The 19582-nt window shown below is 72.8% G+C and carries 16 protein-coding genes; 6 read left to right on the top strand and 10 right to left on the bottom strand.

What is annotated here, in order from left to right; genetic code table 11:
* The first annotated feature begins 131 nt into the window (after positions 1 to 131).
* Both ACXN5W_RS08080 and ACXN5W_RS08075 read left to right on the top strand, forming a co-directional pair.
* Entirely contained in the window at positions 132 to 1988 is a 1857-nt protein-coding gene (locus ACXN5W_RS08080; RefSeq protein ID WP_473157540.1) for an acyl-CoA dehydrogenase, read from the top strand.
* Between the two features lie 200 nt (positions 1989 to 2188).
* Entirely contained in the window at positions 2189 to 2458 is a 270-nt protein-coding gene (locus tag ACXN5W_RS08075) for a DUF6458 family protein (RefSeq protein ID WP_473157539.1), read from the top strand.
* 117 nt (positions 2459 to 2575) lie between these two features.
* Here ACXN5W_RS08075 and ACXN5W_RS08070 read toward each other — a convergent pair whose 3' ends face one another.
* A complete protein-coding gene (locus ACXN5W_RS08070; protein ID WP_473157538.1) occupies positions 2576 to 3145 on the bottom strand; it encodes a SixA phosphatase family protein in 570 nt (189 codons plus the stop codon).
* Between the two features lie 118 nt (positions 3146 to 3263).
* Here ACXN5W_RS08070 and ACXN5W_RS08065 point away from each other — a divergent pair, with 118 nt between their 5' ends.
* A complete protein-coding gene (locus ACXN5W_RS08065; protein ID WP_473157537.1) occupies positions 3264 to 3539 on the top strand; it encodes a DUF6458 family protein in 276 nt (91 codons plus the stop codon).
* A 112-nt stretch (positions 3540 to 3651) separates the two neighbouring features.
* Here the strand turns inward: ACXN5W_RS08065 and trhA are convergent, their stop codons facing one another.
* Positions 3652 to 4329: a PAQR family membrane homeostasis protein TrhA gene (trhA, locus tag ACXN5W_RS08060; protein ID WP_473157536.1), complete on the bottom strand. Its 678-nt coding sequence runs from the start codon at positions 4327 to 4329 to the stop codon at positions 3652 to 3654.
* Between the two features lie 125 nt (positions 4330 to 4454).
* On the opposite strand from trhA, the gene ACXN5W_RS08055 reads away from it, so the two are divergent.
* The gene (locus ACXN5W_RS08055) at positions 4455 to 5207 is read left to right on the top strand and encodes a LamB/YcsF family protein (RefSeq protein WP_473157535.1); all 753 of its coding nucleotides are present in this window, start codon (positions 4455 to 4457) and stop codon (positions 5205 to 5207) included.
* A 137-nt stretch (positions 5208 to 5344) separates the two neighbouring features.
* Here the strand turns inward: ACXN5W_RS08055 and ACXN5W_RS08050 are convergent, their stop codons facing one another.
* The gene (locus tag ACXN5W_RS08050) at positions 5345 to 7177 is read right to left on the bottom strand and encodes an NHL domain-containing thioredoxin family protein (RefSeq protein ID WP_473157534.1); all 1833 of its coding nucleotides are present in this window, start codon (positions 7175 to 7177) and stop codon (positions 5345 to 5347) included.
* A 92-nt stretch (positions 7178 to 7269) separates the two neighbouring features.
* On the opposite strand from ACXN5W_RS08050, the gene ACXN5W_RS08045 reads away from it, so the two are divergent.
* Together ACXN5W_RS08045 and ACXN5W_RS08040 are read left to right on the top strand one after the other, a co-directional pair.
* Positions 7270 to 8343, top strand: a complete 1074-nt coding sequence (locus tag ACXN5W_RS08045; protein WP_473157533.1) for a sigma-70 family RNA polymerase sigma factor — start codon at positions 7270 to 7272, stop codon at positions 8341 to 8343.
* 122 nt (positions 8344 to 8465) lie between these two features.
* Positions 8466 to 9011, top strand: a complete 546-nt coding sequence (locus ACXN5W_RS08040) for a dihydrofolate reductase family protein (RefSeq protein WP_473157532.1) — start codon at positions 8466 to 8468, stop codon at positions 9009 to 9011.
* Positions 9012 to 9161: 150 nt separating this feature from the next.
* Here the strand turns inward: ACXN5W_RS08040 and ACXN5W_RS08035 are convergent, their stop codons facing one another.
* The 7 genes from ACXN5W_RS08035 to ACXN5W_RS08005 form a co-directional block, all read right to left on the bottom strand.
* A complete protein-coding gene (locus ACXN5W_RS08035; protein WP_473157531.1) occupies positions 9162 to 11906 on the bottom strand; it encodes an LppU/SCO3897 family protein in 2745 nt (914 codons plus the stop codon).
* A gap of 356 nt (positions 11907 to 12262) precedes the next feature.
* The gene (locus tag ACXN5W_RS08030; protein ID WP_473157530.1) at positions 12263 to 12400 is read right to left on the bottom strand and encodes a hypothetical protein; all 138 of its coding nucleotides are present in this window, start codon (positions 12398 to 12400) and stop codon (positions 12263 to 12265) included.
* A gap of 245 nt (positions 12401 to 12645) precedes the next feature.
* On the bottom strand, positions 12646 to 14175 hold the full coding sequence (locus tag ACXN5W_RS08025) for a dihydrolipoamide acetyltransferase family protein (RefSeq protein ID WP_473157529.1): 1530 nt from the start codon (positions 14173 to 14175) through the stop codon (positions 12646 to 12648).
* Positions 14176 to 14180: 5 nt separating this feature from the next.
* Positions 14181 to 15170: an alpha-ketoacid dehydrogenase subunit beta gene (locus tag ACXN5W_RS08020; protein WP_473157528.1), complete on the bottom strand. Its 990-nt coding sequence runs from the start codon at positions 15168 to 15170 to the stop codon at positions 14181 to 14183.
* Entirely contained in the window at positions 15170 to 16351 is a 1182-nt protein-coding gene (gene pdhA, locus ACXN5W_RS08015) for a pyruvate dehydrogenase (acetyl-transferring) E1 component subunit alpha (protein WP_473157527.1), read from the bottom strand. The genes ACXN5W_RS08020 and pdhA overlap by 1 nt, the downstream gene beginning before the upstream one ends.
* Positions 16352 to 17878: 1527 nt before the next feature.
* Positions 17879 to 19096 carry a hypothetical protein gene (locus ACXN5W_RS08010; RefSeq protein WP_473157526.1) on the bottom strand — a complete coding sequence of 406 codons (1218 nt, stop codon included), beginning with the start codon at positions 19094 to 19096 and terminating at the stop codon, positions 17879 to 17881.
* Positions 19097 to 19105: 9 nt separating this feature from the next.
* Positions 19106 to 19561, bottom strand: coding sequence for a hypothetical protein (locus tag ACXN5W_RS08005; RefSeq protein ID WP_473157525.1), 456 nt, complete (start codon positions 19559 to 19561; stop codon positions 19106 to 19108).
* Positions 19562 to 19582: the final 21 nt, after the last annotated feature.

The following is a 19582-nucleotide window of genomic DNA, read 5'->3' as shown; positions in this document are numbered from 1 at the left end:
GTTAGTTAGTGATCCGGGTCACTGTGTAATTGGCGTCACTTTGGTGTGCCGCTTGTCGGGGCCTACCAGTCGGTAATACAGTTCTGGTTACTGACCGGTAACACCTGTCCCGAATCGGGGGGCCAGCGAGCATGACCCACTACAAGAGCAACCTGCGGGATCTCGAATTCAACCTTTTCGAGGTCTTCGGCGTGGAGCGCGCGTTCGGCTCGGAGCCCTACGCGGACCTCGACGCCGACACCGCCCGCAGCATCCTCGCCGAGGTGGATCGGCTGGCCCGGGAGGACCTGGCGGCCAGCTACACCGACAGCGACCGGAACCCGCCGGTCTTCGACCCCGGTACCCACACCGCACCGCTGCCCGAGTCGTTCAAGCGCTCGTTCCGGGCGTTCATGGAGGCCGAGTTCTGGCGGCTCGACCTGCCCGCCGAACTGGGCGGCACCGGTGCGCCGCGAGCGCTGTGGTGGGCACTGGCCGAGCTGGTGCTGGGCTCGAACGCCCCGATCTGGATGTACGCCTCCGGCCCCTCTTTCGCGCACGTGCTGCACGTCGAGGGCACCGACGAGCAGCGGAGGTGGGCCCGGCTCTTCATCGACAAGCAGTGGGGCTCCACGATGGTGCTCACCGAGCCGGACGCCGGTTCGGACGTCGGCGCCGGTCGGACCCGGGCGATCCCGCAGCCGGACGGCTCGTGGCACATCGAGGGCGTCAAGCGGTTCATCACCTCGGGTGAGCACGACCTGAGCGACAACATCATCCACTACGTGCTGGCCCGGCCGGTCGGGGTCGAGGGCAAGGGCGGTCCGGGCACCAAGGGCCTGTCACTGTTCGTCGTGCCGAAGTACCACTTCGACGCCGAGACCGGTGAGCTGGGCGAGCGCAACGGCGTCTACGCCACGAACGTCGAACACAAGATGGGCATCAAGGTCTCCAACACCTGCGAGCTGACCTTCGGCGAGCACGGCACCCCGGCCAAGGGCTGGCTGCTGGGCGACGTACACGACGGCATCCGGCAGATGTTCATGATCATCGAGTACGCCCGGATGATGGTCGGCACCAAGGCGATCGCCACGCTGTCCACCGGCTACCTGAACGCCCTGGAGTACGCGAAGAACCGGGTGCAGGGTGCCGACCTGCTGCGGATGGCGGACAAGGCGGCGCCCCGGGTGACCATCACCCAGCACCCGGACGTCCGCCGCTCGCTGATGCTGCAGAAGTCGTACGCCGAGGGCCTGCGCGCGTTGGTCTGCTACACCGCCACCTGGCAGGACCGGATCAACATCGCCGAGGTGACCGGCGACGAGAAGACCGCCCGGCTCGCCAAGCGGGTGAACGACCTGCTGCTGCCCCTGGTCAAGGGGGTCGGCTCGGAACGCGCGTACGAGATGCTCGGCCACGAGTCGTTGCAGACCTTCGGCGGTTCCGGCTTCCTCCAGGACTACCCGCTGGAGCAGTACGTCCGGGACGCGAAGATCGACACCCTGTACGAGGGCACCACCGCGATCCAGAGCCTCGACCTGTTCTTCCGGAAGATCGTGAAGGACGGCGGCAAGGCGCTGCTGGCGGTGGCCGGCGAGATCCAGGCGTTCATCGAGTCCGAAGGCGGTAACGGACAGCTCAAGCAGGAGCGGCTGGCCCTGGGCAAGGCGCTCGCCGAGTTCCAGACCATCGTCGGCACCCTGACCGGCTGGCTCGGTGAGGCGCAGGGCGGTGAACCGCGGGCGCTCTACAAGGTCGGCCTGCACAGCCGCCGGCTGCTGCTGGCCGCCGGTGACCTGGTGGTCGGTTGGCTGCTCCAGCGGCAGGCCGAGGTGGCGCTCGCGGCGCTCGGCACCGAGGTGTCCGGCCGGGACAAGTCCTTCTACGAGGGCAAGGTGGCGGCGGCCCGGTTCTTCGCCAGCGAGGTGCTGCCGCGGATCGGCGCCGACCGGCGGATCATCGAGTCCGCCACGGTGGATCTCATGGAGCTGTCCGAAGACGCCTTCTGAGCGCGGTTCCTCCCGGATTTTGACTGGCCGGCGGGCGATTGCCCGCCGGCCAGCCGGCTATTCAGCCCTCGCGGCACGGCGGAACCTCCGGGGGTCTCCCACGGAACTCCACGAGACACCCCTGACGGCACCGCGTCCCGCTGCGGAATGACGAGCGGCCCACAGCAAGCAGTCACCGCGCACAGGGGAGTGCAGTACACATGGGTATCGGTAGCGGAATTCTCCTCATCGCGCTCGGCGCGATCTTCACGTTCGCCGTCCGGGCCAACGTGTGGTGGATCGACCTGCGTGCCGTCGGCTGGGTCTTCATGCTGGCCGGCCTGGCCATCCTGCTGATCACCCTGTCCTACTGGCAGGCCCGCAGGCAGCGCGCCCGGACCCTCATCGTGGAGGAGAACCGGCTGTCGCACCCGACCGCCATGATGCCGCCGCCCCCGGACCCCCCACCACCGAACGCCCCACCCTCCTGACCGGTAAGGAAGGGCACCTTGTTATCGCTTTTCGTATAGCAAGGGCCCCTTCTCAACACACCCGGTGCCGAGCCCGAGGCGGCGCTGCGGCCGGGTCCCGGCGCTGGACGGGGACGGTCAGCCGCGGGCGGTGTACCAGCGTTCCAGCCTGGCGTGGTCGGGGGCGAGGTCCGACCAGCCACCGGTGAGCAGGTGGACGGCCAGCCCGCAGGTACGCAGACCGTCCGGGTCGGCGTGGATCGGGTCCAGCACCTCGGAAAGTTCGGAGATGGTGGGATTGTGGCCGACCAGAAGCACCGTCGACACCTCGTCACCACGGCTTCGTAGCAGGTCCAACAGCTCGTCGGGACCGCCGACGTACGCCCGCTCGTCATAGTGGACCAGCGGGCCGAGGCCGGGCACGGCCGGCGGATCGACGGAGCCCCGGCCGGTCAGCGCCGAGGCCGGGGTGTGCTCGCCGGCGTGCGGCGCGGTCATGCCCAGAGCCACGTCGTGCCAGGTCTGCCGGGTCCGCTTGGCCGGTGAGCAGAGCACCTCGTCCGGACGGTAACCACTGTGGTCCAGCCAGGCGCCCGCGGCCGCCGCGTCCGCGTGACCTCGGGCCGTCAACGGCCGGTCGTGGTCGGCGACGCCGTCGGGCCGTTCCGCCTTCGCGTGCCGCAACAGCACGATCCTGCGTTCGGTCATGCGCTCAAGCTTGCCCGATTGCCGATCGAAGTGGATGGGTAAACCCAGGTGTGCCGCAACCTCGCGGGTGGCGGCGACCGGTGACAGCCGGTCAGCTGGACGCCAAGGAGGGCGACAAGTGGGCATCGGTGGAAGTATCTTCCTCATCGCTCTGGGAGCGATCCTCGCGTTCGCGGTGGACGCCGACCTGGGCTTCATCAACATTCACGTGGTCGGCTGGGTGCTCATGCTGGCCGGTCTGGTGGGCCTGCTCCTGACCATGTGGTTCTGGCAGAGCCGCCGCCGTACCGTGGTGGCCACGCCGGTCCGGGAGACGCCCGTCGTACCGGCCCAGGACGCCCGGGTGGTCGAGGAGTACCGCGAGGTCCGCCGCCCGGGGCCGCCGCCGGTCTGACCCCCGTCGCCGTACGTGCTTCGACGGCGACCGGCCAGCGATGCCCGGTCGTCGCCGAGGCGCGTACGGCCACCGGCAACGGAGCCTGGGGGTGCGGCGCCGGTACGAGCGGTCAGGCGAAGAGCGCGAAGTAGATGGCGATGTGGTGGCAGATGGCCGCCACCAGCGTGCAGGCGTGGAAGAACTCGTGGTGGCCGAAGACCGTGGGCCACGGGTTGGGGCGGCGGAGCGCGTAGCAGACCGCACCCACGCTGTACGCGAGTCCGCCGGCCATCAGCAGCACCAGCGCCGTGACGCCGCCGTTGTGCAGGATGTCCGGCAGCACGGCCACGGCCACCCAGCCCAGCGCGATGTAGAGCGGGGCGGAGAGCCAGCGTGGCGCGTGCGGCCAGATCAGTTTGACCGCCACCCCGGCCAGGGCGCCGGCCCAGACGACCGAGAGCAGGATCGAGCCGCCGCGTCCCGGCAGGAGCAGCAGGCAGAACGGTGTGTACGTGCCGGCGATGAACACGAAGATCATGGAGTGGTCGAGCCGGCGCATCACCTGGTAGCCGCGCTTCGACCAGACCCGCCGGTGGTAGAGCGCGCTGGTGCCGAAGAGCCCGCACACGGTCAGGCTGTAGACGGCGCAGGCGACCAGCGGCGTCCAGCCGGGCCGGCTGGACGCGACGGCGCACAGCACGACGCCACACACGATGGCCACGAAGAAGGCGTAGGCGTGCAGCCAGCCGCGCAGCCGTGGCTTGCCGATGTCGACCGGCTTCATCCGGAACGGGGCCGAGGTGGTCACGCCCATCAGGTTACGACACCGTAGGTTACTTAGGAGTAGTGCATTGCGTCACGCGCGCTCCGGCGCGTACCCCTTGGAAAGGGTTCGGGTCGGACGGCGTCCGTGGCGGACTACCGTGCGAAGGCATGGACCTGAACGCGGACCTCGGCGAGGGCTTCGGCGTCTGGCGGCTCGGCGACGACGAGGCGTTGCTCGACGTCGTCAGCTCGGCCAACGTCGCCTGCGGCTTCCACGCGGGTGACGCGCCGACGATGCGCCGGATCTGCCAGGCGGCGGCCGACCGGGGCGTCGCGGTGGGCGCCCAGGTCGGCTACCGCGACCTCGCGGGCTTCGGCCGGCGCCGGATCGAGTACGGCTACGCCGAACTGCGCGACGAGATCATCTATCAGATCGGGGCGCTGGCGGCGTTCTGCCGGCTCGCCGGCACCCGGGTCCGGTACGTGAAGCCGCACGGCGCGCTCTACAACACGGCGGCCGTGGAGGAGCCGCAGGCCGCCGCCGTGGTCGTGGCGGTCAGCGGGTACGACCCGGACCTGCCGATCCTGTGCCAACCCGGCTCGGTGCTGGCCCAGCTCGGAGCCGGCGCCGGACTGCGGGTGGTGGCCGAGGGCTTCGCCGACCGGGGGTACCGACCGGAGGGCACGCTGGTGCCGCGTACCGCCCCGGGGGCGGTCGTCAGCGACACGGCCGAGGTGGTGGAGCGGGCGGTGCGGATGGCCCGGGACGGCACCGTCACCGCCGTCGACGGCTCGACGGTGCCCACCCCGGTGGAATCGGTCTGCGTGCACGGGGACACCCCGGGCGCGGTGGAGCTGGCCCGGCGGGTCCGGACCGCGCTGATCGACGCCGGGCTGCCGGTCCGCCCGTTCGTCTCCTGACCCGCCCTTTGACCGGCGCCCAGCGTGCTTCGGTCGGGGCGCGCGCCGCTGGCGCCCGGCGCGCTGCCTCTTGACGGCCGTTAAGAAGGGGCCCCTGCTATACGAAAAAGCGATAACAGGGGGCCCTTCCTTTCAGCTCAGTCGAGGCCGCGGAGCACCAGCGGCAGCCGGGCCGGGCCGGCGGCGACCACCCGCACCGGCACGCCCCAGTCCTGCCGGGTGAGGTGGCAGGCCGCGTGCTCGGCCTCCGCGTCACAGGTCGCGGCCTGCGCCACCACCTGCAACACCCCGGCCGGTACGTCGGGGTTGACCACCAGCCGCCGGGACAGGTCGGTGCCGCTGCCCGCGCCGTCGAGCAGCAGTTCGGGCGGGGAGGCCGAGACCACCAGCCGGGTCGACGGACCGAAGGACTCGTCCAGCTTCTGCCCGGGCGCCGGGGTGAAGACCACGTCGAGGGTCACCTCACCGCTGGCCAGGTCGGTCGGCGGGCGCTCGGTCCGGTGCCGTGGCCCGTCCACCGTCGCGCCGGTCGCCGCCACCGCACCCGGGGCGAGTCGGCTGAGCCGGTGCGCCGCCGACTCCACCACCAGGATGCCGCCGTCGTCGGTCAGCAGCACGTCGCTCGGCTCGGCCAGCTCGGCCGCGACCGTCGAGACGAGGTTCGTCGCCGGGTCGTACCGCCGGACCGCGCCGTTGTAGGTGTCGGCGACCAGCACCGAACCGTCGGGTAGCGCCGCCACCCCCAGCGGATGCTGGAGCAGCGCCTGGTCGGCCGGGCCGTCCACGTGCCCGAAGTCGAACAGGCCCTGCCCGACGGCGGTGTGCAGCACGCCGTCCTCGACGTACCGCAACGCGCTGGTCTCGCTGTCCGCGATCCACAGCCGGCCGCCGTCCGGCGCCGTCGACAGGCCCGACGGCTGCGCCAGCCAGACGTCCGGCAGCGGCCCGTCGCGCAGCGCCTCCACCGTCGTACCGGCGAAGACCCCGGTGGTGCGCCGTACCGGGTCGAACCACCAGAGCTGGTGGATGCCGGCCATCGCGACGATGACCTTGCCGTCGTACCAGGCCAGGTCCCACGGTGAGGACAGGTCGACGGACAGCGCGTCGTGCGCGTGGTCGTCGACCGTCGACCGCCACTGCCGGCCACTGCCGGCCACCGTGCTGACCTCGCCGGTCGCCAACCGGACCCCGCGCAGGAGGTGGTTCACGGTGTCGGCGACGACCAGGTCGTACCCGGCGATCTCGGCGGCGTGCGGCGGCAGCAGCACCATGCCCTGCGGCTCGGCGAAACTCGCGGTGGCCGGATCGCCGTCGGCCCGGCCACGGTCGCCCGAACCGATCCGGCGCAGCACCGTCTCGCCGTCGGCCGCCAGCTCCACCAGCGAGTGCCGGGCCGAGTCCGAGACCAGCAGGGTGCCGCCGGGCAGCGCCACGACCTTTCCGGGGAACCGCAGCGCCGTGGTCGGCTCCACCGGCGGTACGTACGGACCGTCGCCCCGGCGCAGCGTCCCCTTCGCCTCGTGGGTGCTGATCAGCTCGTCCACCAGCCGGATCAGCCCCTCGGCGTGTCCCTCCCCGGCCATGGTGGCCACCACGTAACCCTCGGGGTCGATGACCGACAGCGTGGGCCACGCCTTGGCCGCGTACTGCTGCCAGGTAACCAGCTCCGGGTCGTCCAGCACCGGATGCGCCACGCCGTACCGTTCGACGGCCGCCGCCAGCGCGGCCGGGTCCTTCTCGTGCTCGAACTTCGGCGAGTGGACGCCCACGACCACGAGCACGTCGCCGTACTTCTCCTCCAGCGGCCGTAGCTCGTCCAGGACGTGCAGGCAGTTGATGCAGCAGAAGGTCCAGAAATCGAGGATCGTGATGCGACCCCGGAGGTCGGCCAGCTTCAGGTCCCGGCCGCCGGTGTTCAGCCAGCCTCGACCCCGGAACTCGGGGGCCCGGACGCGCGGTGTGGTGCTCATGCGGCAAGCCTGCCACGTCCCGGTACGACCGGTTCGGGCCACTCCTGGGGCGGCGGGTCGCGGCTGGCGCTCCCATGGGTGAGAGTGGGCTGATGACCGGGGCGCGGATCGGGAACACGGACGTCGAAGCGACCGTCGCGGCGGCGCGGGCGGGGGACGAGGCCGCGTTCGCCGCGCTGGTCCAGCGGCATCGGCGCGAGCTGCGGGTGTACTGCTACCGGATGCTCGGCTCGTACGACGAGGCCGAGGACCTGACCCAGGAGACGTTCCTGCGGGCCTGGAAGGGGCTTGGCGGATTCGCCGGCCGGTCGTCGCTCCGGGCCTGGCTCTACCGGATCGCCACGAACGCCTGCCTCGATCATCTCGCCGGGCGGGCCCGCCGGGTGCTGCCGCAGCAGCTCGGCGGACCGTCCGACCCGGCCGTGGGGCTGCCGCCCCGACACGACGTACCGTGGCTCCAGCCGTTCCCGGACCGGCTGTGGGAGCCGGCCGCGCCGGCCGACGAGCAGCCCGAGGCCGTGGCGGTGACCCGGGAAACCATGGAACTGGCCTTCCTGGCGACCATCCAACGGCTGCCGCCGCGGCAGCGGGCCGTGCTGATCCTCCGCGACGTGCTGGGCTGGTCGGCGAGGCAGACCGCCGAACTGCTCGGCAGCAGCGTGCCGGCCGCGAACAGCGCGCTGCAACGGGCCCGGGAGACCATGCGGGTGTACCTGCCGGAACACCGGCTGGACTGGACGCCACCGATGCCACCCAGCGAGCGGGACCGGGCGGTGCTCCGGCGGTACATGACGGCGGTCGAGCGCGCCGACCTGACGGCCATGGCCGAACTGCTGGCCGAGGAGGTACGGGCGGCGATGCCGCCGTACCCGATGTGGTTCCAGGGCCGGGACGCGGTGCTGGCCACCCTCGCCCGGAGCTGGGACCCGGACTCGCCGCACTGGGTGGGTCGATTCCGGTTCGTGCCGACACGAGCGAACCGGGGCCCCGCGCTGGCGGGCTACCTGGGCCGGCCCGGCGCGACGGACCCGGCCGGGCCGGCGTACCGAGCGGCTGTGATCTCGGTGCCCCGGATCGAACGCGGCCGGATCGTCGAGCTGACCGCGTTTCACGATCCCGGCCTGTTCGCGGCGTTCGGTCTGCCCGCGACGCTGCCCCCGGCCTGACCGACGACACTGCCCCGGCGTTGGCCGGCACGTCGCCCACGGCGTCGCCGGCCCCGGACCGATGACTTTTTCCGGGCGGCACCGTCTCAACGCGGGTCAACCGAGCACGCTGGAGGTACGCCATGGCCACCCTGTTGTACTCCGCCACCATGTCCGCGGACGGCTTCATCGCCGGCCCCGACGGCGACATGTCCTGGCTCACCGATCATCTGGGGCCGAACCCGCCGATCGACGCCCTGATCGGGCGGATCGGTGCGCTGCTCGTCGGCAACCGTACGTTCGGCGGTGACGACCCGTACCGGGACGACCCGGAGCGGGCGGGGAAGCCGTTCGGGGGTGGCTGGGACGGGCCGCAGTTCGTGCTGACCCACCGGCCTCCACCGACGCCGGTGCCGGGGGTCACCTTCGTGACCGACCTGGCCGGCGGGATCGCGGCGGCCAGCTCGGCGGCCGGTGACAGGTACGTCAACGTCCTCGGCGCCGACGTCGCCCGCCAGTGCGTCGAGGCGGGTCTGCTCGACGAGGTGCTGGTCCTGGTGGCGCCGGTGCTGCTGGGTGACGGGGTCCGGCTGTTCGAGCACCCGGGCGGCGCGCGGATCCGGCTCGACCGGCTGGATCTCACCTCGATGCCGCACGTCACGAACCTGTGGTTCCGGGTGGTCCGGTAGGCCGGGACACGGAGGTGCCGATGCTGTCCAAGGCCCGCGTACCCGGCCGAACGGCGCGGCCCGGCCGAACGGATCGGACCGGTCCGGCGGATCGGGCTGGACACGGCGCGAGCCCGCCCCCACGGGTGGGAGCGGGCTCGCCGGTGGACGTCAGCCGGTGGCGGGTTGCAGGCAGAGCACCTGATCGCCGCCGTTCGGGTCCTTCACCTGGATGTACGGCTGCTTGGTGTCCGGGCAGCGGTCCTTGCTGGCTTCCTTCGCGGTCACCTTGTAGGCACCCGCGTCGCCGCAGTTCGCCGGGGCGGGCGCCCCGCCGGACTGCTTGACGCAGTCGCCGACCGCCGGGTTGTACGGCTTGTCGTCCCCGCCGCCGCTGAACAACCACACCGCGCCGAGCGGGATGACCAGCAACAGGACGGCCGCGGCGAGCACGGCGATCAGGACCCGGCCGTTGCGGACCTGCGCGGGCGGTGGCGTCGGCTCCGGATTGGCGGGGGCCGCCGCCTGGGTGGTGTCCGGTTTGAAGGAGTTGAAGCGGTCCTGATCGGGGTCGCTGACCGTACCGGCGCGACCCGGGGCCGCGTTCGGGCCGCCGAAGCCGCCAGGCCCCCCTGGGCCACCCGGTCCGCCGCCGAAGCCGCCCGGACCACCGGCACCGCCCGGTCCGCCGCCGAAGCCGCCGGGGCCACCGGCACCGCCCGGTCCGCCGCCGAAGCCGCCCGGACCACCGGCACCGCCGCCGAAGGCGGGGCCACCGGCACCACCGGCCGGACCGCCGGGACCAGCCGGCCCGCTGCCGAAACCGCCGGGTCCGTTCGAGCCGAATTCGCCGGGACCGGCGGGCGGGAAGACCGTGGTGCTCGTGGACCTGCCCTCGGGCCCACCGCCACCGCCGGCGGGGCCGTCGAAACCACCGGGTCCCCCGGGGCGGCCAGGGCCGCCGCCGAAGCCACCGGAACCGCCAGCGGGTCCGCCCGGTCCGCCGAAGCCTGGACCGACGGGTGGGAAGGCCGGCGCGGTCCCCGGGCCGCCGAAGGGCGGCGGGCCGTCCCGGAAGTCCTGCTGGTCGCGCGGCCGGTCCGGGAAGCCCAGCCCGTCCGACCGGTCGCCGGGGGCGTCCGGGAAGGCGGGACCGATCCGGGTCTGGTCCACCGGTCGCTGCTCGCCGCGCTCGTCCGGGCGCGGGCCGAAGGGCTGGCCGCCCGGACCACGTCCGCCGGGCTCGAAGGCGGCGGGAGAACCGGGCGGGAAGGTACCCGGGCCGTCCGACTCGTACGGTGCCGGCGCGGCGGCCGAGGCGCGTCGCGGGTCGTTCCGGTCGCTGTCCACCAGGTCGCCGAACGGCGCGGCGGGACCGGCGAACCCGGCGGGCGAGCCGTCGGAGAAACGGCCCGGACCGTTGCCGAGATCTCCCGGCTGGTTGGCGTTGACGTCCTCGTCGTCCTGTCGGCTGCCGTAGGTCGTCGGCCGGCCGTAGACCCCCGGCGCCCGCTGGGCCGGGACGGCCGGGGCCTCGACGTCGGCCGGGGCCTCGTCGGCCGGGTCCGTCTCGGGCGCCGACGGTCGTCCGTACACCCGGGGTTGCGGTGCGGGCCGGGACTCCGGCCGCGCCACGAAGTCGGTGGGTGGCATGACCCGGCTGGCGAGCGGGACGGAGGCGCTGGCGGTGACGGCGATCCCGCCGGGCTGCTCACCCGCGCCGTCCGCCTCGGCGCCGGAGCGCGGCTGTGGCACGGGCGCTCCCGAACCGGGGTGGACCGCCGCCGGCTGCTGCGCGGGTACGTCGAACCCGCCCGACCGGTTGGCCTCGTCGTACGGACCCGGTGGGTCGGCCTGGGGGTAGCCCGACGGTTCGTCGGACGGTCCGGTTGCCCAACCGGGGCGCGGCTCGTCGACGTGCGCGGCGGCCAGCGTCGCCCCCGGCACCCGCGCCTCCTGCGGGGGCAGTGGCACCGCGCCGGCCGGCGTGATGCCGGGGCCGGGTGCCGGCTGATAGACCGGTGCCTGACCGGAGTCACCGCCGGACACCGGCTCGGCCGCCGAGCGCCCGCCGCTGGCCGGGACAAAACCGGACCATGCCTGGTCGTGGGCCGGCGCCGGGAACTCGCCGGAGTCCTGGCTCATCGCGCCGAACGCCATCGAGTCGCCACTGTCCGAGCGGTACGCCTCGTCGGAGCGGTGTTCCCGGCTGCGCTGCGGGAGACCGTCGCCCGAGGTGGAACGCGGATCGGATCCGTCCCCGACCGCGCCGGGTGGCACCTCGGGGGCGGCCGGTTGCGCCGTACCCCAGGATTCACCGGGCGACCAGGCTGCCGCCTGCTCCGCGCCGGCGGCCGGGGGCAGGTCCGCGGTCGCCCAGCGGGGCGGACCGGCCGGCGTCTCGGCGGCGGCTTCCGCGTCCTGGTTCCCGGCGGCGGCGCCCAACTCCGGCGGCCAGGCCTCGTCGTTGGCGCCGGGCGGCGCCCAGTTGGCGGCCGGGCCGGTCGCGGCCGGTGGCCAGTTGACCTCCCGATCCTCGCCGGGGGGCGCCCAGTTGGTCGGCGTGGGCTGCTGGGGCGGTGTCCAGGCGCCCTGGCCACCGCCGGGCTCGCCCGGACCGGTGGCCGGTTCGCCGCGCGGGGTCGGCGTGCGCCACCCGCCCGAGGCGGGGCCGGCCTCGCTGCTGTCCTGCACGCCCCACCGGCCGGCGGGTGCCGGCGCCCAGGCGTCGGGGTTGGACCCGTTGCCGGCCGCCTGGTCGGAACCGTCGAACCGCTGCGACTGATCTTGATCGTCGTACGGGCGCGCCGTCGGGCGCCCGTATGTCGTGCCGTGGCCACCGGGCGCGGGTCCAGCGGCGCCTCGTGCAGCCTCCTCCGGCTCATGACCGGATCGCTGCGGGCCCTCGGACGTCATGCGCGCGCCTCCTTCGCGTGTCGGCCGGGCGGTGCCGAAGGTAACGCCGGCCGCCGACTCTCCCCCCGCACCGTAGCCGGTCCGCCGGCGCGGGGCGCGCGGGGCGGTGCGGGGACGTCAGCCGGTCGTGCCGGCGGATCCGGAACGCCGCCGGGTCCCGCGCGGCCGGGCGGGTGTCGGCCGTGCCCAACCGTACCGGGCGACCAGCCGGGGCGGAATCCCGGTCCGCCGGCTGTTCCGGTGATCAGTGGGTACGTGTTGCCGGGTCGGCGGTCCGGGCCGGAAACCCGATGACCCCGCGCCGGCTGGGCCGGGCGGGGTCATCGAGGTGAGGAGATGAGGAAGGTCTGTGCGCGTCAGCGGAACTGGCGCATGGCAGCCACCATGATCTCGTCGGCGACGGCCGGCGTGGTGGCGGAACGCAGCGCGCGGTCGATGGCCCGAGCGCGGCGGCTGGCGTCCCTGCGGTTACGGATTCGGTTGATCATGCTCATGTCGTGTCCCCCCGGACTGCGGCGTCTCTCTGTTGACACCAGTGTGCCGCATCAGCCAGCGGGAATCCAATGATTATTAGGTGAGCTGGGACACCAGCCGAAGATTCGTTGGTCAACTTGGCGTTCGCGCTGAGTTTTATTCAGTCAACCGAAACGGCCGGTGTATCCGGCGTTCCCGCCGAACACACCGGCCGTTCACCCGGCCCGGACCGATCAGGTCCGGGCCGGCGGCATCGCCGTGGAGATCAGGTCCAGGCCAGCAGCGTCGCCTCCGGGTCGGCCAGGAACGCGCCGATGTCCCGCAGGAACTTCGACCCCAGCTCGCCGTCGATGATCCGATGGTCGAACGAGAGCCCCAGGGTGGTCACCTGGCGGGGCTTCACCTTGCCCTTGTGCACCCACGGCAGCTCGCGGACCGCGCCGAAGGCCAGGATCGCCGACTCGCCCGGCGGCAGGATCGGGGTGCCCGTGTCGACGCCGAAAACGCCCACGTTGGTGATGGTCAGCGTTCCACCGGCCATGTCCGCCGGTGCCGTCCGACCACTCTTGGCGGTCTGCACCAGCGCGGTCATCGCGTCGGCCAGCTCCCGCAGCGAGAGCCGCCCGGCGTCCTTGATGTTCGGCACGATCAACCCGCGCTCGGTCGCCGCCGCGATGCCGAGATTGACGTACTCCTTGACGACGATCTCGTCACCGGCCCACGACGAGTTGACCATCGGATGCCGGCGGACGGCCAGTAGCACCGCCTTCGCGACCAGCAGCAGCGGTGAGACCCGGACGTCCCGCCAGTCGCGCTGGGCGCGCAACCGGTCGAGGGCCTTCATCGAACGGGTCACGTCCACGGTCAGGAACTCCGTGACGTGCGGCGCGGTGAACGCGGACCGGGCCATGTTCTCCGCGGTCAACTTGCGGACCCCCTTGACCGGGATCCGCTGCTCGCGGTCGGTGCCGAAGCTCGGCGCCGTGACCGGAGCGTCGACCTGAGGACCGGCCGGTGCGGCGTTCGTGGCGCCCGCCGTGACCGTCGCGGTGCCCTCGGCCGCCCGCTGTACGTCCTCCCGGGTGACCGACCCGAGCGGGCCGGAACCGGTCAGCGTGGCCAGGTCCACCCCCAGATCCCGGGCCAGCTTCCGGACCGGCGGCTTGGCCAGGACGACCACACCGACCCCGTTCGCGCGGGTCTGCGGGGCCGGAACCGCGGGCGTCGCGCCGGCCCGGTCACTCGCCACGACCCCACGATCAACCGGGGAGCTGGGCTGGGAGACCGGCTGGGAGGTCGGCCCGGCCTTGCGGGGGCGGCGCTTGGCGGCGGCGGTCCGGGGACCGTACCCGACCAGCACCGGGGTCCGCGCCGGAGCGGGACTGCCGAACATGCCCGGCTCGATGGCGCCCTCGGCAGGCGCCAACTGGACCGCGGCCAGCGAGGCGGCCGACGGCGTCGGCAGGTCCGAGTCGGGCTGACCCGTGGTCGTCGCCCCGGCCACCCCGGACCGGTCGGTACGGCCGGGCTCGTCCACCGGCCCGGCACCCGGCTGGGTGTCGATCGCGATGATCGGCGTACCCACCTCGACGGTGGTGCCCTCCTCCTGGAAGATCGCGTGTACCTGGCCGGCCCACTTGGCCGGGATCTCCACCGCGGCCTTGGCGGTCTCGACCTCGACGATCGGCTGGTTCAGCTCGATCGTGTCGCCCACCGCGACCATCCACTTCAGGATCTCGCCCTCGGTCAGACCCTCACCGAGGTCGGGAAGCGGAAACTCCTTGATCCGGGACATCGCGGTCACCATCCGAAGCTGCGGTCGACGGCGTCGAGCACCCGGTCGAGGTCCGGAAGGTACTCCTCCTCCACCCGGGACGCCGGGTAGGGAGTGTCGAAGCCGGTCACCCGCAGCACCGGCGCCTCCAGGGAGTAGAAGCACTCCTCGGTCATCCGGGCCGCGATCTCCGCGCCCAGACCCAGGTTGCCCGGCGCCTCGTGCACCACCACGCACCGGCCGGTGCGGCGCACCGACTCGTACGCCGGGGCCAGGTCCAGCGGGGAGAGCGTGCGCAGGTCGATGACCTCCAGCTCCCGGCCGTCCTCGGCCGCGGCGGTCGCCGCGTCCAGGGCCACCCGGACCATCGGACCGTACGCCAGCACCGTCGCGTCGGTGCCGGCCCGCGCCACCCGGGCCGAGTGCAGCGGGTACGCCCCGGACAGCGGCGCGTCCAGGTCCACCGCGCCCTTCTCCCAGTAGCGCCGCTTCGGCTCCAGGAAGACGATCGGGTCGTCGGAGGCGATGGCCTGCTGGATCATCGTGTAGGCGTCCTGCGGGCTGGCGCAGGTCACCACCTTGAGGCCGGCGGTGTGCGCGAAGTACGCCTCCGGCGACTCCGAGTGGTGTTCGACCGCGCCGATGCCACCACCGAAGGGAATCCGGATCACCATCGGGATCCGGACCTTGCCCTGCGAGCGGTAGTGCAGCTTCGCCACCTGCGACACGATCTGGTCGTACGCGGGGTAGACGAAACCGTCGAACTGGATCTCGCACACCGGTCGGTAGCCCCGGATGGCCAGCCCGACGGCGGTGCCGATGATGCCGGACTCGGCGAGCGGGGTGTCGATCACCCGCTGGTCACCGAAGTCCTTCTGCAACCCGTCGGTGATCCGGAAGACGCCGCCCAACTTGCCGACGTCCTCGCCCATGATCACGACCTTGGAGTCGTTCTCCAGCGCCCGGCGCAGCCCCGTGTTCAGGGCCTTTCCGATGGTGAGGGTCTCGGTGGCCATCAGTGCGCACTCCCCTCGAACGAGTCCAGGTACCGGGTGAACCGTTCCCGCTGCTCGTCCAACTCCGGCGAGCCGTGCGGGTAGACGTGGTCGAACATCGTCACCGGCCGGGGGTCGGGCATGTCGAGGACCCGCTCCCGCAGGTGCACCGCCTCGCGCTTGGCCTGCTCGTCGATCTCGGCGAAGAAGGCGTCGTCGGCGATCTGCTGCCGGGTGAGGAACGCGCGCATCCGCGCGATCGGGTCCTTCGCCTGCCAGGCCTCGACCTCGCTGGCGATCCGGTACCGGGTCGGGTCGTCGGAGGTGGTGTGCGCCCCCATCCGGTAGGTGTACGCCTCGATCAGCGTCGGACCCTGGCCCAGCCGGGCGTTGTCCAGCGCGTGCCGGGTCACCGCGTACGAGGCCAGCACGTCGTTGCCGTCCACCCGCACACCGGGGAAGCCGAAGCCGGCCGCCCGCTGGTAGAGCGGGATGCGGGTCTGCCGCTCCAGCGGCTCCGAGATGGCGTACTGGTTGTTCTGGCAGAAGAACACCATCGGGGAGTTGAACACGCCGGCCCAGACGAACGCCTCGTTGACGTCGCCCTGGCTGGTGGCGCCGTCGCCGAAGTAGGCGATCACCGCCTCGCCGTCCTCGCTGCCGGTCTTGCCGTCCATCGTCACGCCCATCGCGTAACCGGTGGCGTGCAGCGTCTGGGCACCGATGACGATCGTGTACATGTTGAACTTGAACTCGTTCGGATCCCAACCGCCCTGGTCGACGCCACGGAACAGGCCGAGCGGCATGATCGGGTCGATGCCCCGGCAGTACAGGACGCCGTGTTCCCGGTAGGTGGGGAACGCCATGTCCTGCTTCCGCAACGCCCGGCCGGAACCGACCTGGGCCGCCTCCTGCCCGAGCAGGCTCGCCCACAGGCCCAGCTCACCCTGCCGTTGCAGGGCGGTGGCCTCGGCGTCGAGCTTGCGGACCAGCACCAGATCCCGGTAGAGCCCGCGGTACTCGTCGTCGGTGAAGTCGACGCGGTACTCGACGCCGTCCTGCCCGACGACGCTGTCCACCCGTTCCCCGTCGGGGGTCAGCAACTGCACCGGCTCGCTGCTGGGTGCACCGGCCACGGGCCGCTTGGATCGGGATGTGGCCCGCCTGCCGCGGGCCGTGACCCCGGGGTCGCCCTTCGCCATCCGTCTCTCCTGTCGTGTGTGCGCCGGCACCGGGGGTGGCCCGACCGCGCAGTTCTGCGCCGACCCGACTCCTGTCCGGCCGGAGTTCTGGCCCCGCGCCTAGCCCCGGTCCGGGGTTGCCGCGCGGGCTGATCCGGCTCCGCCATGGAACACGAATCGCCTAGCGTCGGCGTCCAGCCGCCCTCCGCCGGGGGTGCGCGAACGGCGCGGCTGCGTCGCCGTTGCCTCCCATATTCGCAGAGGAGGTGAGCGGCCCCACAGATCGGTCTCCCCGGTCCGCCGGCTTCGTCGCCGGTGGAGCCTGTTTACGAGGTACGTCGGAAAGGTCGACAAAACTCGGCACGGTGACACGCTGTGTGGCGATGGAAAACACTGCGTGACTGGGTCAGGCTGACTGGGCCGGGATCACCGCCCGGGACGAGGCCCAACCTTCGTTCCTCCGGCGGGATCGTCGCCTCCGCCGTCGGAAGCGTAGCCCGGCGGCCCGCTCCGCCGACCGAGCCGGACCGGTGTCTTTCCGGCGGTGAGGTTGGCCCAGCACGACGCCCGCGAGGAGTTCAGCCCGTGCCCGACGACCTCGGCCAGCAGCCCGGGCCCGATGACCGGTACCGGCCGCCCGCCCGGCACCGCGGTTCGGGCCTCCTGCCCACGGACCGGCGCGTTGCCGGGGTACACCGCGCGGACGGTCTGGCCGGTCCGGCGCGGCGGTACCTGCTGACCGTGGCCATGCTGGCCGGTACCGCGTCGCTGCCGATCGTCGCGGTGATCAGCGCTGGATCTGCCACCACCACCCGGGACACCGGGGCGGCGACCGGTGGCGGAGCGCCGTTCATCCCGCCCGAGTCCGAGGGACCCGTCGTGGTCGTCCCGCTGCCGCCGACCGTCCTGCCCGGCGGTGCGCCACCCTGGTTCGGAGACGGCAACCGCAGCTCTCCCGCTCCAGCGCCGCGGGTCCCGGCCCGCCCGGCGCCGCCACCCGGCGACAACCGGTACGACCGCCCCGACCGGCCACCGGTGCCACCGGCGCCGGACGTACCGGCCGACCCGACGCCGTCCTGCGACGGCTCGACCCCGCCGGTCGACGAACCCTCGCCATCGTCGACCGACCCATCGCCGTCCCCGCCGGGCCCACCGTCCCCGCCGGCTCCACCGTCCCCGCCAGGCCCACCGCCCTCGCCACCGTCGGCCACCCCCCAGGTGCCGACGCAGGGCAGTCCCCCGCCCCCGACCCCGGGCAGTCCCCCGCCCCCGACCCCGGGCAGTCCCCCGCCCCCGACCCCGGGCAGTCCCCCGCCTCCGGCGAATACCCCCACCGGTAAGCCGGAACCGTCGCCCAGCCTCCCGCCGGCCCCGTCCGCCACCCCAGAGCCCTCACCGGGCCCCACCGGCTTCCCACCGCCCTCACCGTCCCCGACCTGACCGTTGATCATGAAGTTACCGGCCACTTTGGAGATCAAAAAGGCCGCTAACTTCATGATCAACCGGGAGAGGGGGGGAGGGGAGGGGGGAAGGGAGGGTTAGACCCGGTTAGTCGTCGGCTAGGCGTTGGCGGTTGGCTTCGATCCAGGCCTCCAGGGCGTCCGGGTCGTCCGGGTCGACCCCGTCGGCCATCAGTTGCGCCACCGCGGCGGTGGCCGGGCTGCGCCGTTCGCCGGTGGTGTAGAGCCGGACGAACTCCGGGACCATCTCCTCGATGGCCGCGTCGGTCTGCCGGGCCGCCTGGGGTGGCAGCCCACGTCGCCGGCTGGCGTACGCCGCCCACGCCCGCACCACCCGGGGCAGCATGGCGGCGTCGTCCATGTCGAGCACGGCCCGCCGGTGTACCCAGTCCAGCAGGAACAGCCCGGCCACGGCGGGACTCCAGCGCAGCGGGTCCGGCTCGGGGAAGGTGGCCGCGTGGTCCAGCACGAGGCTGAGGCAGAAGTGCAGCGAGGCGAGGTCGCCACCGTCGACCTGGTCGAGGCCGTGTTGGCGGGCCTCGGGCGTGGCGAGGAACTCCCGGACGAGCCGGCTACGTTCCTCGGGCGACAGCGGCTCGGGCTCGGGTACCGCGGCCAGTGGTGGCGCGGGCAGCAGTGCGAGCCGGGCGCCCACCAGGGCCCGGTCGGTGGCCAGGGAGCCCTCGTCGGGCAGTTCGGTCAGCCCGTCCGTGATCGCCAGGTGCCGGCTGACCTCGGCCCGCAGCCGCACCGGGTCCTCGGTGCGGAACCAGGTGAGGTCGTCACCGTCACACATCTGCCGGACCTGTTCGAGGATCCCTTCGGCCGGACCGCCGACGAAGATGTCCTTGGTGATGCCGATGTTGTGGTCGACCAGGGCCACCACCGCGTGCTCCGGTCCGCCCGACTCGGCGTCGGTGTAGGCGAACGTCGCCAGGTACGAGGTCTGGTCGCCGTACACGTCGCCGTAGGCGTAGCTGCCGGTGAGCCGGACCCGTCCGAGTTCGCCGGACCACGGCGGCGCCTGGGCGCCCGGCCGGACCGTGCCGGCACCGGTGGCGTCCGGCACGAGGGCGGCGAAGACCCGGCGGATGGTGGTGGCCGCGGCGGTCCGGCGCCGGCTGGTGGCGGCGAGGAAGTCACCGACGAACCGGCGGACCGCCGCGTTGCGGTCCTCCTCGGCCAGGGCGTAGACGCTTCCCAGCAGAGCCGTGCCCAGCATCTCCGCGTCGAGGGCGGAATCCAGCTTGGTCACGTCGCGAGCGGCGTGCAGCACCGCGTCATAAGGGGTCTGTGGCGTGGCCATGCTTCGACCCTACGCCCGGTTTCGGGCACAGAGCACCAGGAGCGCACCGGGAATGCCGACCCCGAGGGCCAGCGCCAGCAGACCAGCTACCAGGTCCGCCCGCGCCAGGGTGCCGTGCCGGGCCAGGTGGAAGGCCAGATGGACGCCGGAATGAAGCAACACGCCGGACAGCACCACGGCGGTGACCCGACGGTCGGCCAGCCAGGCTGCGGTGAGCAGCAGCGCACCGAGCGTGAGGAACGCCGCGCCGAGGTCGGTCACCAGATGCTCGTTGTACGGCGGATACGCGGCGGTCCAGGCGCGTCCGAAGCCCGGGAAGTTGTCGAAGAACCAGGCCGGGGCGAGGACCGCCGGCCCACCCCAGGAGAGGTACAGGCCGCCGAGCAGCGCCATCCCGGCCCGGACCAGCGTCGAGCGGCCGGACGTCACCGGGCGGACCGGGCCAGCGTCGACGTCCGACCTCATCGAACGTCCCGGACCGGCGTC

The sequence above is a fragment of the Plantactinospora sp. A48 genome, from assembly GCF_055793945.1.
This window is presented reverse-complemented; position numbering and strand designations above follow the sequence as displayed.

Bases quoted from the DNA above. Each gene is read 5' to 3' on its own strand.
- ACXN5W_RS08080 (WP_473157540.1), top strand. From the start codon at position 132: ATGACCCACTACAAGAGCAACCTGCGGGATCTCGAATTCAACCTTTTC.
- ACXN5W_RS08075 (WP_473157539.1), top strand. From the start codon at position 2,189: ATGGGTATCGGTAGCGGAATTCTCCTCATCGCGCTCGGCGCGATCTTC.
- ACXN5W_RS08070 (WP_473157538.1), bottom strand. From the start codon at position 3,145: ATGACCGAACGCAGGATCGTGCTGTTGCGGCACGCGAAGGCGGAACGG.
- ACXN5W_RS08055 (WP_473157535.1), top strand. From the start codon at position 4,455: ATGGACCTGAACGCGGACCTCGGCGAGGGCTTCGGCGTCTGGCGGCTC.
- ACXN5W_RS08050 (WP_473157534.1), bottom strand. From the start codon at position 7,177: ATGAGCACCACACCGCGCGTCCGGGCCCCCGAGTTCCGGGGTCGAGGC.
- ACXN5W_RS08045 (WP_473157533.1), top strand. From the start codon at position 7,270: ATGACCGGGGCGCGGATCGGGAACACGGACGTCGAAGCGACCGTCGCG.
- ACXN5W_RS08040 (WP_473157532.1), top strand. From the start codon at position 8,466: ATGGCCACCCTGTTGTACTCCGCCACCATGTCCGCGGACGGCTTCATC.
- ACXN5W_RS08035 (WP_473157531.1), bottom strand. From the start codon at position 11,906: ATGACGTCCGAGGGCCCGCAGCGATCCGGTCATGAGCCGGAGGAGGCT.
- ACXN5W_RS08030 (WP_473157530.1), bottom strand. From the start codon at position 12,400: ATGAGCATGATCAACCGAATCCGTAACCGCAGGGACGCCAGCCGCCGC.
- ACXN5W_RS08025 (WP_473157529.1), bottom strand. From the start codon at position 14,175: ATGTCCCGGATCAAGGAGTTTCCGCTTCCCGACCTCGGTGAGGGTCTG.
- ACXN5W_RS08020 (WP_473157528.1), bottom strand. From the start codon at position 15,170: ATGGCCACCGAGACCCTCACCATCGGAAAGGCCCTGAACACGGGGCTG.
- pdhA (WP_473157527.1), bottom strand. From the start codon at position 16,351: ATGGCGAAGGGCGACCCCGGGGTCACGGCCCGCGGCAGGCGGGCCACA.
- ACXN5W_RS08010 (WP_473157526.1), bottom strand. From the start codon at position 19,096: ATGGCCACGCCACAGACCCCTTATGACGCGGTGCTGCACGCCGCTCGC.
- ACXN5W_RS08005 (WP_473157525.1), bottom strand. From the start codon at position 19,561: ATGAGGTCGGACGTCGACGCTGGCCCGGTCCGCCCGGTGACGTCCGGC.